The organism is Streptomyces sp. NPDC012510 (genome assembly GCF_042955065.1).
In the GTDB taxonomy this organism is placed as follows: Bacteria; Actinomycetota; Actinomycetes; order Streptomycetales; family Streptomycetaceae; genus Streptomyces.
Window position 1 is genome coordinate 247,425 of the sequence record NZ_JBIBEN010000006.1, and the last position, 12,476, is coordinate 259,900.

At 68.5% G+C, this 12,476-nt stretch carries 15 protein-coding genes; 11 read left to right on the forward strand and 4 right to left on the reverse strand.

Features of this window, described 5'->3' with window-relative positions; translation table 11 throughout:
* Window positions 1–286 precede the first annotated feature (286 nt).
* The 7 genes from infA (at window position 287) to truA (ending at window position 4,663) form a co-directional block, all read left to right on the forward strand.
* A complete protein-coding gene (gene infA, locus ACFY9I_RS13815; protein ID WP_003948620.1) occupies window positions 287–508 on the forward strand; it encodes a translation initiation factor IF-1 in 222 nt (73 codons plus the stop codon).
* A gap of 72 nt (window positions 509–580) precedes the next feature.
* Complete coding sequence (gene rpmJ / locus ACFY9I_RS13820) at window positions 581–694, forward strand: 50S ribosomal protein L36 (RefSeq protein ID WP_003998809.1); 114 nt, start codon at window positions 581–583, stop codon at window positions 692–694.
* Window positions 695–890: 196 nt separating this feature from the next.
* Window positions 891–1,271 (forward strand): 30S ribosomal protein S13, encoded by a 381-nt coding sequence (gene rpsM / locus ACFY9I_RS13825; protein WP_030788235.1) that lies wholly within the window; start codon window positions 891–893, stop codon window positions 1,269–1,271.
* Window positions 1,272–1,341: 70 nt separating this feature from the next.
* On the forward strand, window positions 1,342–1,746 hold the full coding sequence (gene rpsK / locus ACFY9I_RS13830; protein WP_003956432.1) for a 30S ribosomal protein S11: 405 nt from the start codon (window positions 1,342–1,344) through the stop codon (window positions 1,744–1,746).
* A 158-nt stretch (window positions 1,747–1,904) separates the two neighbouring features.
* A complete protein-coding gene (locus ACFY9I_RS13835; protein ID WP_003966937.1) occupies window positions 1,905–2,927 on the forward strand; it encodes a DNA-directed RNA polymerase subunit alpha in 1,023 nt (340 codons plus the stop codon).
* Window positions 2,928–3,138: 211 nt separating this feature from the next.
* On the forward strand, window positions 3,139–3,645 hold the full coding sequence (rplQ, locus tag ACFY9I_RS13840) for a 50S ribosomal protein L17 (protein WP_230219591.1): 507 nt from the start codon (window positions 3,139–3,141) through the stop codon (window positions 3,643–3,645).
* A 154-nt stretch (window positions 3,646–3,799) separates the two neighbouring features.
* On the forward strand, window positions 3,800–4,663 hold the full coding sequence (gene truA / locus ACFY9I_RS13845; RefSeq protein ID WP_391000944.1) for a tRNA pseudouridine(38-40) synthase TruA: 864 nt from the start codon (window positions 3,800–3,802) through the stop codon (window positions 4,661–4,663).
* Between the two features lie 25 nt (window positions 4,664–4,688).
* On the opposite strand, the gene ACFY9I_RS13850 is transcribed toward truA, so the two are convergent.
* The gene (locus ACFY9I_RS13850; RefSeq protein ID WP_391000947.1) at window positions 4,689–5,573 is read right to left on the reverse strand and encodes a hypothetical protein; all 885 of its coding nucleotides are present in this window, start codon (window positions 5,571–5,573) and stop codon (window positions 4,689–4,691) included.
* A gap of 406 nt (window positions 5,574–5,979) precedes the next feature.
* Here ACFY9I_RS13850 and rplM point away from each other — a divergent pair, with 406 nt between their 5' ends.
* The 3 genes from rplM to glmM all read left to right on the forward strand — a co-directional run bounded on the left by rplM (window position 5,980) and on the right by glmM (window position 8,637).
* A complete protein-coding gene (rplM, locus tag ACFY9I_RS13855; protein ID WP_391000950.1) occupies window positions 5,980–6,423 on the forward strand; it encodes a 50S ribosomal protein L13 in 444 nt (147 codons plus the stop codon).
* 43 nt (window positions 6,424–6,466) lie between these two features.
* Window positions 6,467–6,979, forward strand: a complete 513-nt coding sequence (gene rpsI, locus ACFY9I_RS13860; RefSeq protein WP_391000952.1) for a 30S ribosomal protein S9 — start codon at window positions 6,467–6,469, stop codon at window positions 6,977–6,979.
* A gap of 299 nt (window positions 6,980–7,278) precedes the next feature.
* Entirely contained in the window at window positions 7,279–8,637 is a 1,359-nt protein-coding gene (gene glmM, locus ACFY9I_RS13865; protein WP_391000955.1) for a phosphoglucosamine mutase, read from the forward strand.
* Window positions 8,638–8,764: 127 nt separating this feature from the next.
* Here glmM and ACFY9I_RS13870 read toward each other — a convergent pair whose 3' ends face one another.
* Both ACFY9I_RS13870 and coaA read right to left on the reverse strand, forming a co-directional pair.
* Complete coding sequence (locus ACFY9I_RS13870) at window positions 8,765–9,694, reverse strand: DUF389 domain-containing protein (protein ID WP_391000958.1); 930 nt, start codon at window positions 9,692–9,694, stop codon at window positions 8,765–8,767.
* A 44-nt stretch (window positions 9,695–9,738) separates the two neighbouring features.
* Window positions 9,739–10,728 (reverse strand): type I pantothenate kinase, encoded by a 990-nt coding sequence (gene coaA / locus ACFY9I_RS13875; protein WP_391000960.1) that lies wholly within the window; start codon window positions 10,726–10,728, stop codon window positions 9,739–9,741.
* 229 nt (window positions 10,729–10,957) lie between these two features.
* Here coaA and ACFY9I_RS13880 point away from each other — a divergent pair, with 229 nt between their 5' ends.
* A complete protein-coding gene (locus ACFY9I_RS13880) occupies window positions 10,958–11,188 on the forward strand; it encodes a hypothetical protein (protein ID WP_391000962.1) in 231 nt (76 codons plus the stop codon).
* An 83-nt stretch (window positions 11,189–11,271) separates the two neighbouring features.
* Here the strand turns inward: ACFY9I_RS13880 and ACFY9I_RS13885 are convergent, their stop codons facing one another.
* A complete protein-coding gene (locus tag ACFY9I_RS13885; protein WP_391000965.1) occupies window positions 11,272–12,372 on the reverse strand; it encodes a Tat pathway signal sequence domain protein in 1,101 nt (366 codons plus the stop codon).
* Window positions 12,373–12,476: the final 104 nt, after the last annotated feature.

Consider the following 12,476-nt stretch of genomic DNA (forward strand, 5'->3'; position numbering starts at 1 on the left):
CCGGGTGCCGGTGAGCGGGGGACGGTCGCGCCGTTCCCCGCGCCCCTCATGGGCCCGCGCCCCTCGTGGGCCCGCGCCCCTCGTGGGCCCGCGCCCCTCAGGGGCCCGCGGCCCATCGAGGCGTGCTGCGGCCCGCCCGAGTAAAGATCTTCGGCCATGGGCATCCTTACCCGAATTCGTGTTTCCGGGAGCCCTGGCGTAGACTGACTCGTCGGCTCTCGTGTTTCCGTGTGTCCTCATTCGGTTACGTGGAGTCGATCAAGGTAGTCGATTCGAAGGGCGAAGCGTGGCCAAGAAGCAAGGTGCCATCGAGATCGAGGGCACTGTCGTCGAGTCTCTGCCGAACGCCATGTTCAAGGTCGAGCTCCAGAACGGCCACCAGGTCCTGGCACACATCAGCGGCAAGATGCGTATGCACTACATCCGCATCCTCCCTGACGACCGGGTCGTGGTGGAGCTGTCTCCGTACGACCTGACGCGTGGCCGGATCGTCTACCGCTACAAGTAGATCTTGCCCCCGCTCTCCGTGCCCCGGTCTCCGGGACTCGGGTGGTGGCACTGACCCGGAGAACCTCACCCCATGAAGGTCAAGCCGAGCGTCAAGAAGATCTGCGACAAGTGCAGGGTGATCCGCCGTCACGGTCGGGTCATGGTCATCTGCGAGAACCCGCGCCACAAGCAGCGCCAGGGCTAACGCACGGTCGACCGCTCCCTCTGCATCGATATCGCAGGGATTCGCGCGACGCGAGCTGAATTGTTCATACGCAGGACCCAGGCGCCGACAGTGCCTGACACCCCCGGCTCGGAGGCCGGGGACCCGGTTCGTACCTGGTACGGCGGCCGGGAGCCGGTTCTGCGGAAGACCTCCGACAATCACCAGGAGCCATTGAATGGCACGCGTTTCCGGTGTTGACATCCCGCGCGACAAGCGCGTGGAGGTCGCCCTCACCTACGTGTTCGGCATCGGCCGGACCCTCTCCCAGGAGACGCTGGCAGCGACCGGCGTCGACCCGAACACCCGCGTCCGCGACCTCTCCGAGGAGCAGCTCGTCGCGATCCGCGAGTACGTGGACAACAACATCAAGACCGAGGGTGACCTCCGTCGCGAGATCCAGGCCGACATCCGCCGCAAGGTCGAGATCGGCTGCTACCAGGGTCTCCGTCACCGTCGTGGTCTGCCCGTCCGCGGTCAGCGCACCAGCACCAACGCCCGCACCCGCAAGGGCCCGCGTCGCGCCATCGCCGGTAAGAAGAAGCCGGGCAAGAAGTAGTCCTCAGCGGACAACGCTTCATCAGCGGTCTTCGCTGTAGGACCGACCACCTCCCCGTAGGAGTTAGTAGATGCCCCCCAAGGGTCGTCAGGGCGCTGCCAAGAAGGTGCGCCGCAAGGAAAAGAAGAACGTCGCTCACGGCCACGCGCACATCAAGAGCACGTTCAACAACACGATCGTCTCCATCACGGACCCCTCGGGCAACGTGATCTCCTGGGCGTCCGCCGGCCACGTCGGCTTCAAGGGCTCCCGGAAGTCCACGCCGTTCGCCGCGCAGATGGCCGCCGAGTCGGCTGCCCGTCGCGCGCAGGAGCACGGCATGCGCAAGGTCGACGTGTTCGTCAAGGGCCCGGGTTCGGGTCGTGAGACGGCCATCCGTTCGCTGCAGGCGACCGGCCTCGAGGTCGGCTCCATCCAGGACGTCACGCCCACCCCGCACAACGGCTGCCGTCCGCCCAAGCGCCGCCGCGTCTGACCCTCCGGGTCGGGTACGCGACTGCTTGGTCTGAGGTTTTCGGGCGGTATGGCTCTTCGGGGTCATATCGCCCGTACCCTTGTACGCAACACCATCAGGCCCCGCCTGGTGGCATCAGGGCGTCAAATAGCGGGCGCCCCTGACAGAAGGATCACCACATGCTGATCGCTCAGCGTCCCTCGTTGACCGAAGAGGTCGTCGACGAATTCCGCTCCCGGTTCGTGATCGAGCCGCTGGAGCCGGGCTTCGGCTACACCCTCGGCAACTCCCTGCGTCGTACGCTCCTGTCGTCGATCCCCGGTGCGGCTGTCACCAGCATCCGGATCGACGGTGTCCTGCACGAGTTCACCACCGTGCCGGGCGTCAAGGAGGACGTCACCGACCTGATCCTCAACATCAAGCAGCTGGTCGTCTCCTCGGAGCACGACGAGCCGGTCGTGATGTACCTGCGCAAGCAGGGCCCGGGTCTGGTCACCGCCGCCGACATCGCGCCCCCGGCCGGTGTCGAGGTGCACAACCCCGACCTCGTCCTCGCCACGCTCAACGGCAAGGGCAAGCTGGAGATGGAGCTGACGGTCGAGCGTGGCCGCGGTTACGTCTCCGCCGTGCAGAACAAGCAGGTGGGCCAGGAGATCGGTCGTATCCCGGTCGACTCCATCTACTCGCCGGTTCTCAAGGTCACGTACAAGGTCGAGGCGACTCGTGTCGAGCAGCGCACCGACTTCGACAAGCTGATCGTCGACGTCGAGACCAAGCAGGCGATGCGTCCCCGTGACGCCATGGCCTCCGCCGGTAAGACGCTGGTCGAGCTCTTCGGTCTCGCCCGTGAGCTCAACATCGACGCCGAGGGCATCGACATGGGCCCGTCCCCGACGGACGCCGCTCTCGCCGCCGATCTGGCGCTGCCGATCGAGGAGCTGGAGCTCACCGTTCGGTCGTACAACTGCCTCAAGCGTGAGGGCATCCACTCCGTGGGTGAGCTCGTGGCTCGTTCTGAGGCCGACCTGCTCGACATCCGTAACTTCGGTGCGAAGTCGATCGACGAGGTCAAGGCGAAGCTGGCGGGTATGGGTCTCGCGCTCAAGGACTCCCCGCCCGGATTCGACCCCACCGCCGCGGCCGACGCCTTCGGTGCCGACGACGACGCGGACGCGGGCTTCGTGGAGACCGAGCAGTACTAAGAGCTCGGGCCATACGGTCCGTACTCGGGTGCGGGTGCGCTGTGCTTGATCGCGCCCCGCGACGGAGTCGCACATCGGCACCGCCCCGCGCCCCTTCCGGACGACGCGCCCCTTCGGGGGCTTGTCGTCCGGATCTCTGACAGGCGACCGCCTGCTCAGATACTGACCTCGGTACCTGATACGGCCGGGGCAGACACCTAGGAGAAACGCCATGCCGAAGCCCACCAAGGGTGCCCGTCTGGGCGGTAGCGCCGCGCACGAGAAGCTGCTCCTCGCGAACCTCGCGAAGTCGCTCTTCGAGCACGGCCGCATCACCACCACCGAGGCGAAGGCCCGCCGTCTGCGGCCGTACGCCGAGCGTCTGGTCACCAAGGCGAAGAAGGGCGACCTTCACAACCGCCGCCAGGTGCTCCAGGTCATCACGGACAAGAGCGTCGTGCACACGCTCTTCACCGAGATCGGCCCGCGGTACGAGAACCGTCCGGGTGGCTACACCCGTATCACCAAGATCGGTAACCGCCGTGGCGACAACGCGCCCATGGCTGTCATCGAGCTGGTCGAGGCGCTGACGGTCGCGCAGGAGGCCACGGGCGAGGCCGAGGCCGCCACGAAGCGTGCCGCCAAGGACGCGGAGACGCCTGCCGCTGAGGCCAAGGTGGACACCACCAAGGCCGACGACAGCGCGGACGAGGCTGCCGAGGAGTCCAAGGACGCGTAAGCGTTCTGCGGGGAGCTGCCCGGTCGGCGCTGCGGCTTCGTCGTGGTTGTTGTTCGCGCAGTTCCCCGCGCCCCTGGAAGAGGGGGCGCGTCTGAGTGGGTCCGTTCCTGTCACGGGAGCGGGCCCGCTTTTTTGTACCTGAGAGGATCCAGGGGTGAGTGACGAAGTACAGCACGGTCATGTTCGTGTTCGGCTGGATCTGTCGTACGACGGGAGCGAGTTCTCCGGGTGGGCCAAGCAGGCCGGGGGGCGGCGGACCGTGCAGGGGGAGATCGAGGACGCGCTGCGGACGGTCACGCGGTCCCGGCGGACGTACGACCTGACCGTGGCCGGGCGGACCGATGCCGGGGTGCACGCACGGGGACAGGTCGCGCACGTGGACCTGGAGCGGGAGGTCTGGGACGAGCACCACGGGAAGCTGCTCAAGCGGCTCGCGGGGCGGCTGTCGCGGGACGTACGGGTATGGGCGCTCCGGGAGGCGCCCAGCGGCTTCGACGCGCGGTTCTCGGCCGTCTGGCGCCGGTACGCCTACCGGGTCACCGACAATCCCGGTGGTGTCGATCCGTTGCTGCGGGGTCACGTGCTGTGGCACGACTGGCCGCTCGACGTGGACGCCATGAACGAGGCGGCGCGGGCCCTGTTGGGGGAGCACGACTTCGCGGCCTACTGCAAGCGGCGGGAGGGGGCCACCACCATCCGTACGCTGCAGGAGCTGAGCCTGGTGCGTGGGGACGACGGGATCATCACCGCGACCGTGCGGGCGGACGCCTTCTGCCACAACATGGTGCGGTCGCTGATCGGGGCGCTGCTGTTCGTGGGGGACGGGCACCGGGGGCCCGAATGGCCCGGGAAGGTGCTGGCCGCCGGCGTGCGGGACTCCGCCGTGCATGTCGTACGGCCGCACGGGCTGACCCTGGAGGAGGTCGGCTACCCGGCGGACGAGCTGCTGGCCGCGCGGAACAAGGAGGCGCGGAACCGGCGGAGTCTGCCGGGCGTGCCCGGGGGCGGCTGCTGCTGACCCCGGGGGGCGGGCGCTCTCCGGGTCACTGCCCGTTGGCCGCGGCGGCCGCCTGGGTCTCGCCCCGGCGGCGGATCTGGTCGAAGGTGGACCTGCCGAGGTCGTCGCCGGCGGTGAAGACGGCCCTGTCCTTCTCCGTCACGTCCTTGCCCTTGGTGAAGCCGGAGAGGGTGAAGTAGGCGTAGCGGCCGTAGGAGTTGAGGGTCGTACGGCAGACCGTCGTACGGCAGAAGGCGGGGACGCCCTCACCGGAGAGGGAGACGATGGTGCTCTGCTTGTCCCAGTCCGCCTTGACCTTGGTCGCCTTGGCCTCGGTGTCGAACAGGGCGACGCCGACCGTGACCGCGACATCGTCCCGGTGGTACGTCACGCGCATGAAGCGGGTGCAGTCGTTGCCGGTCAGGAGCTTGTCGAGGGTGCCCTGGACGGCCGAGGCGCAGTCTGTCGTCGAGGCCGTGGCGCCCTTGCGGTAGACGTTGTTGTCGCGGCTGGTCAACTGGGAGCCCGGGAAGAGGATGTCCGGGCTGATCGGCGCCTTGTCCTTGCCCGAGCTGGAGATGAAGTCCTTCGGGTTCAGCGGGGGCGGGGCGGAGGTCGGGGCGAACGACGGGTCCGTCTTGGCGCTGGCGCTCGGGATGTCCGCCGTGGCCGGGAGATCGTTCGGGCCGTTCGCCGTGGTGTTGCCGCTGTCGGCGTTGACGACGGCGACAGCCACGGCGACGCCTATGCCGACCGTGGCGAGGGCGCCGCCGACGATCATCAGGAGTCTGCGGCGCCGGTTGCGTGTTTCGGACTGCTCGGCGAGTGACGCCCAGTCCGGGGTCTGGTTACTGGTGGAATCCCACTGATTGTCCCACGGATTGTGGGAACCCCCGGGGCTCCACTGGGACCCCCCCTGCCCAAAGCTCATGGGTCGCATTTTAGACGGGTGCGGGGGCGTGCTGGTCAGTGTCCGCAGGGACTTGAGCCCCTAGCGTGACTTCTGGGGTGCGCGCAAATGCGGCCAACTGTGGGTGGTCGGGGCGATCGCGGTGATGGCGTCGGGGCGGGGGTGCGGGGGCGCCGCGGGTGATCGGGGCCGGTCGCGCACGGCGGAGCGGGGCCGTTTTGACCCGTCCGGCCCTGCCCGGCTAAGCTGCGTGTTCGTTATGTGTATTGGCTTGCTCATTCTCACGTGAGGGGCCCTTACACCGGTCCACCGGGCCGATGACCAGCGAGCCAGCACGCGGTTGCGTCACCGCTGTGCGGCAAGGGCTGTCGTGATCGTCTTCGGTGACCTGTCAGGAACCTCACTGAAGAAGCGAAGGCTACGAACCGTGCGTACGTACAGCCCCAAGCCCGGCGACATCACTCGCCAGTGGCACGTCATCGATGCCCAGGACGTCGTCCTGGGTCGTCTGGCGACCACCGCTGCCACCCTTCTGCGCGGCAAGCACAAGCCGATCTACGCCCCCCACGTCGACGCTGGTGACTTCGTCATCATCATCAACGCGGACAAGGTCCACCTGTCCGGCAACAAGCGGACCCAGAAGATGGCCTACCGCCACTCCGGCTACCCGGGTGGTCTGCGCTCCGTCCGTTACGACGAGCTGCTGGAGAAGAACCCGGAGAAGGCCGTCGAGAAGGCCGTCAAGGGCATGCTCCCCAAGAACACCCTCGGCCGTCAGATGCTCTCCAAGCTGAAGGTCTACTCGGGCGACCAGCACCCGCACGCTGCCCAGCAGCCGGTGCCGTTCGAGATCACCCAGGTCGCGCAGTAAGTCCGGCCACACCCCCAAGCCTGAAGAGAATCTGAGGAGAATCGTGGCCGAGACCACTGCCGAGCAGCCGCTCGAAGAGCTTGACATCGACAGCTACACCACGGAGTCGGACGTCCCCGTCGAGGGCGAGTACACCTCCGAGTCCATGGCCTCCCGCTTCGGCGACCCGCAGCCGGCCGCCGGCCTGGGCCGTCGCAAGAACGCCATCGCCCGTGTCCGGATCGTCCCGGGCTCCGGCAAGTGGAAGATCAACGGGCGCACGCTCGAGGACTACTTCCCGAACAAGGTGCACCAGCAGGAGGTCAACGAGCCGTTCAAGGTTCTTGAGCTCGAGGGCCGCTACGACGTCATCGCCCGCATCTCGGGTGGCGGTGTCTCCGGTCAGGCCGGTGCGCTCCGTCTCGGTGTCGCCCGCGCGCTGAACGAGGCCGACGTCGACAACAACCGCGGCGCGCTCAAGAAGGCCGGCTTCCTCAAGCGCGACGACCGTGCGGTCGAGCGCAAGAAGGCCGGTCTGAAGAAGGCCCGCAAGGCCCCGCAGTACAGCAAGCGCTAAATCGCGCTCGCGCCCTGCCGCGCGCATCGCCCCGGTGGCACGTACCCGTGCCGCCGGGGCGGTTTGCGTAGCAGGGTCGATTCTTTATCGCACGCTTATGCACAGACTGTCGGTACAACCCCGAAAGGGGGAGGACAGTCTCAGGGGATGTACTTGGTCCGGGGAGTGCCGGGACACTCGGGACATCCGGTAGGGGAACGCCCGGTACGGGACCATCGGGTACGGAACCACCGGAGGCCGCCGGGCACGGGGCCATCTGGTACGAGCCGCACCTTCTCAGCAATTCGGAGGACACCACAGTGGGACGACTCTTCGGCACGGACGGCGTGCGCGGTGTCGCCAACGCGGATCTGACGGCCGAGCTCGCGCTCGGACTCTCCGTCGCGGCGGCACACGTACTCGCCGAGGCGGGAACGTTCGAGGGCCACAAGCCGGTGGCGGTGGTCGGGCGGGATCCGCGAGCGTCCGGGGAGTTCCTGGAGGCGGCCGTCGTGGCCGGACTCGCCAGCGCGGGCGTCGACGTGCTGCGCGTCGGTGTGCTGCCCACCCCCGCGGTGGCTTTCCTCACGGGCGAGCTGGGCGCCGACCTCGGCGTGATGCTCTCCGCCAGCCACAACGCCATGCCGGACAACGGCGTCAAGTTCTTCGCCCGCGGCGGCCACAAACTCGCCGACGATCTGGAGGACCGGATCGAGGGCGTGTACGAGGAGCACCGGACCGGGGCGCCCTGGGACCGGCCCACCGGGGCGGGTGTCGGGCGGGTCCGGTCGTACGACGACGGCTTCGAGGGGTATGTCGAGCACCTGCTCTCCGCCCTCCCCAACCGGCTCGACGGCCTCAAGGTCGTCCTCGACGAGGCGCACGGGGCCGCCGCCGGGGTCTCGCCGGAGGCGTTCACGCGTGCCGGTGCCGAGATCGTCACGATCGGGGCGGAGCCGGACGGGCTCAACATCAACGACGGGTGCGGGTCGACGCACCTCGGGCCGCTGAAGGCCGCCGTCGTCGAGCACGGGGCGCACCTCGGGATCGCGCACGACGGGGACGCCGACCGGTGCCTCGCTGTGGACCACGAGGGCAACGAGGTCGACGGGGACCAGATCCTCGCGGTGCTCGCGCTGGCCATGCGGGAGCGCGGCGTGCTGCGGTCCGACACCGTGGTCGCCACCGTGATGTCCAACCTCGGGTTCAAGCTGGCGCTGGAGCGGGAGGGGCTGCGGCTCGTCCAGACGGCGGTCGGGGACCGGTATGTGCTGGAGGAGATGAAGGAGCACGGGTACGCGCTCGGGGGCGAGCAGTCCGGGCACGTGATCATCTCCGACCACGCGACGACCGGGGACGGCACGCTGACGGGGCTGCTGCTGGCGGCTCGGGTCGCGCAGACCGGGCGTACGCTCAAGGAGCTGGCCGGGGTGATGGAGCGGCTGCCACAGGTGCTGATCAATGTGCCGGATGTGGATCGGTCGCGGGTGTCCACGTCCGCGGAGCTGTCGGCGGCGGTTGCCGAGGCGGAGGGTGAACTGGGGTCCACCGGGCGGGTGTTGTTGCGGCCGTCCGGCACCGAGCCGTTGGTGCGGGTGATGGTCGAAGCCGCCGATATCGAGCAGGCTCGGGCTGTTGCCGGGCGGCTCGCCGACGTGGTGAAGTCTGCGCTCGGCTGAATCGCCGGGTGGGGGCGTGGGGTTCCGCGCGTCGCGGGCTGCGGGTTCGTAGGTGGCTTGTCGAGCCCACGCGGCGGTAGCCGCATATCCAGCACGGCCCCGCGCCCCTTTTGTGGTGGGCCCCTGGTTATGGAGTGCTGCGTTGTCTTGACCACAGCCACTTCTGGCAGAGCAGGGTGAGGGTGCCGGCCAGGACGATGCCCAGGAGGTTCAGGAGCAGTTGCTCCGTGGAGCCCACCGTCTGCTTCGTGTCGCCGTAGGCCAGGGCCACCGCCGCGTTCGCGGCGGCCGGGACCGTGGTGACCGAGATGGCCACGCCCACGAGGGCTCCGGACTTGGCCGAGGTCAGGGAAAGAGTGCCCGCGATGCCCGCCAGGACCGCCACGATGAAGGAGAAGGCGTCGGGGGCGTAGACGAAGGCGGTGTTGGGGCGGTCGGCCTCCAGCTTCGCCTCGGTGAAGTAGCCGAGCGAGTCCATGAAGAGGCTGAAGGCGACCGTCGCCGCCATGGCCGCCGCGAAGCCCACCAGGAGGGCGATCAGGGAGCGCAGGGCGAGGCGTGGGTGGCGTTGGACGATGGAGGTGCTGATGCCGGCCAGGGGGCCGAACTCGGGGCCCACCGCCATCGCGCCGACGATCAGGACCGCGTTGTCCAGGACCACACCGCAGGCCGCGATCATCGTGGCCAGCGTGATGAAGGCGACGTAGGTGAAGGAAAGCGTCGACTCCTCGTGGGTGGAGTTTGTCATCTGCTCCCAGAGGACCGCGTCCGCGCCTTCGCCCGGGGCCTCCTTCTCGGCGTCGTCGGCGCGCTCGGAGAGCGAGAGGTCGATGTTCTCGACGGCGATGGAGCCGGTCTTGTCGAGGTCCAACTCCCGTAGCGCATTGATCAGTTCGTCGCCGGCCTCGCGTGCGACGTCGCACATCACCACGTCGCCGGCGGGGTGGTGGGCGGCGCCGTGCATGACGACGAGATGGGTGGCCCCGACCGTCTTCTCGATCAGGCGCACCACTTCGCCCGTCTTGGCGGACGGCGAGATCAGACGCAGATGCAGCATGCCGTCTTTCTAACAGGCCGACATCATGTCCACGAGGGGCCGTCTCACAGTTTGCGCAGGCTGAGGCGCTGGACCTTGTGGTCCTGGCCCTTTCTGATGATGAGGGTGGCGCGGCCTCGGGTGGGGGCGATGTTCTCGACCAGGTTGGGCCGGTTGATGGTGCGCCAGAGGGCGCGGGCGTAGTCGAGGGCGTCGTCCTCGGAGACCTGGGTGTACTTGCGGAAGTACGAGTCGGGCTTCTGGAAGGCGGTCTGACGGAGTTTCTTGAAACGGTTGAGGTACCAGCGCTCGATGTCGTCGGCGGCGGCGTCGACGTACACGCTGAAGTCGAAGTAGTCGGCGAGACCGACGCGGGTGCGGCCGTCCTTGCCGGGGAGGGCGGGCTGGAGGACGTTCAGGCCCTCGACGATGAGGATGTCCGGGCGGCGGACCGTGAGCCGTCGGTCGGGGACGATGTCGTAGATGAGGTGGGAGTAGACGGGGGCCGTCACCTCGTCCTTGCCGGCCTTGATGTCGGCGACGAAACGGGTCAGGGCCCGGCGGTCGTACGACTCGGGGAAGCCCTTGCGGGAGACCAGGCCGCGTTCCTGGAGGTCCTTCATGGGGAGCAGGAAGCCGTCGGTGGTGACCAGTTCGACGCGCGGGTGTTCGGGCCAGCGGGCCAGGAGGGCCTGGAGGAGGCGGGCGACGGTGGACTTGCCGACGGCCACGGAGCCGGCGACGCCTATGACGAACGGGGTGCCGGACTGGGAGCCCTGCTCGCCCAGGAAGGTGTTCAGGGCGCCGCGCAGGCCGTCGGTGGCGCCCACGTAGAGGTTGAGGAGCCGGGACAGCGGCAGATAGATGTCCCGCACCTCGCCGAGGTCGATGACATCGCCCAGGCCGCGCAGCTTCTCGACCTCCTCGGCGTTCAGGGGGAGCGGCGTCTTTTCGCGCAGCGCGCTCCACTCGGTACGGGTGAGGTCGACGTAGGGAGTCGCCTCCGGCCTGGGCCGGTGGGCGCTCCGCGGCAACGAGGAGACCGGTGAGATCACAGTCCATTGTTAACGGAGTTCGAACGGGGTGGCGGGGTGGGGTCCGTCACGCGGGGCCGGGCGGGCGGGTGCGCGGTCCGCCCGGGGTGTCGAGGGTTCGCCCTCGCTGTGCGTGAACTATGGCGAAGGTATGGACCGCCGGTGGGGAAGGGACTAGCGTCCCGGCCGTCGGGAGGGAGCCGCCTCCCGGCTGACCAGGGGGAAATGGGGGTTTGGGGTGGCTTTTGGCGTGCGCGCGCGCTTACGGGACGCGGTTCGACGGGGGGCCGCGCGCGATGACGTGGAACTCGCCGGGCGGGTGTGCAGTGAGTTGTCGGCGGATCTGCCGGACGAGGATCTGGGTGAGTGCCTCGACGACGCGATCGACATGTACCGGATGGGAAGCAAGCCGCGGTGCGAGGAGGTGGAGTACCTGGGGATGGTGAAGGAGGCGATCGACCGGATCGAGGAGGGGGAGTGAGGCGACCGAGGGTGCGCCCCGTCCGTCTTCGAGGTCCCGCCGGTTCTAGGGGGCCCGCCGGTTCTCCTGGGGGCGGCCGCGGGTCAGATCAGCAGGTCCTTGTAGTAGATGCTGGCCTTCTTGCGGCTGTCGGTGGCGGACGTCACCGAGCCGAAGCCGCTGCACAGGCGTACGGCCTGGGGGGCGGCCGGGTCGGGGACCTGGATCGCCATGCCCTCGGGCTCCCGGTAGAGGAGCGAGTAGCCGGCCTTGGTGGGCTTCTGCTCGACGATGCCGCCGGTGTTCCAGTCGACGCAGGTGATGAAGGTGTTGCCGTCGGGTGCGACGGAGCCGTTCGCGCCGTACTGGGAGCCGGCCAGCAGATACAGATAGCTGCCGAAGGTCGTGAAGCCCTGGAACACGTCGGTGTAGCCGGGCTGGAGGTCGGTGGGCTGGGCCACGTCCGCGAGGGCGGTCCGGCCGCCGCTCTTGAAGGCGGCGAGGTCGTAGAGCCGGTAGCGGAAGACGCCGCCCACCCGGCAGCGGACGGTGAGCCGGGAGTGGACCGGGTCCAGGGCCACCGTGGTCCGGTCGACACCGGACTCCAGGCTGTGCTGGGTGAGGGCCGGGGAGTCCGGGGTCAGGATCGTTCCGTTCGCGAACTTGAAACGGGCGAGACGGCTGCCCCAGCCGTCGACGGTGCCGTCCGTGTTGGTCGTCGGGACGGCCTTCGTCTCCGTCCACAGGAAGCTGCCGGAGCTCGTCGATTCGACGCCGATCTGTACGCCGTGGCCGAAACCGCGTAGGTACATGGTCCCCAGGATCCGGCCCGAGGTGTCGAGCCGGGTCAGGCACAGATCGCCGTTGGCGTCCCGCTCGGCGCCGGAGTACGCCCGTGACTCACCGGGCAGCCGAAGGCCGCCGTCCATCAACTGCACCGTGAACAGATGGCCGCTGGCGTTGTCGAACGCGAACGATTGCAGGACGCGGGTTCCGGCGAGTCCGATCTCGCGCAGCAGCACGTCGGATCCGTCGTCCAGGTCGAAACGCTTGGTGGCGGTCACGGCGCCGGGGGTCGTGGTCTCCCGGTGGTCCGTGTCGGACGCACGATCGACCAGTCGGGTCGACGCGATCGCAATCGCCGGTACGGCCGCCGCGCCGACGCCGACGCCGGCCAGTCTCAGGAGCTGTCTGCGATCGAGCATGGTGATGGAGCCCCCCGGAAGAAGTGTGTCGTGCTCGCGGCGCGTCATTAAAGCACCTGGCGTTCGGGGCGGACAGGGAAGGAATTTTAAGTGATCTTTATATC

Excerpts from the sequence above, each read along its gene's own strand:
- ACFY9I_RS13850 (WP_391000947.1), bottom strand. The coding sequence starts at position 5,573 with ATGAGCTTTGGGCAGGGGGGGTCCCAGTGGAGCCCCGGGGGTTCCCAC.
- rpsM (WP_030788235.1), top strand. The coding sequence starts at position 891 with ATGGCACGCGTTTCCGGTGTTGACATCCCGCGCGACAAGCGCGTGGAG.
- rplQ (WP_230219591.1), top strand. The coding sequence starts at position 3,139 with ATGCCGAAGCCCACCAAGGGTGCCCGTCTGGGCGGTAGCGCCGCGCAC.
- ACFY9I_RS13885 (WP_391000965.1), bottom strand. The coding sequence starts at position 12,372 with ATGCTCGATCGCAGACAGCTCCTGAGACTGGCCGGCGTCGGCGTCGGC.
- rpsK (WP_003956432.1), top strand. The coding sequence starts at position 1,342 with ATGCCCCCCAAGGGTCGTCAGGGCGCTGCCAAGAAGGTGCGCCGCAAG.
- ACFY9I_RS13835 (WP_003966937.1), top strand. The coding sequence starts at position 1,905 with ATGCTGATCGCTCAGCGTCCCTCGTTGACCGAAGAGGTCGTCGACGAA.
- ACFY9I_RS13870 (WP_391000958.1), bottom strand. The coding sequence starts at position 9,694 with ATGCTGCATCTGCGTCTGATCTCGCCGTCCGCCAAGACGGGCGAAGTG.
- rpmJ (WP_003998809.1), top strand. The coding sequence starts at position 581 with ATGAAGGTCAAGCCGAGCGTCAAGAAGATCTGCGACAAGTGCAGGGTG.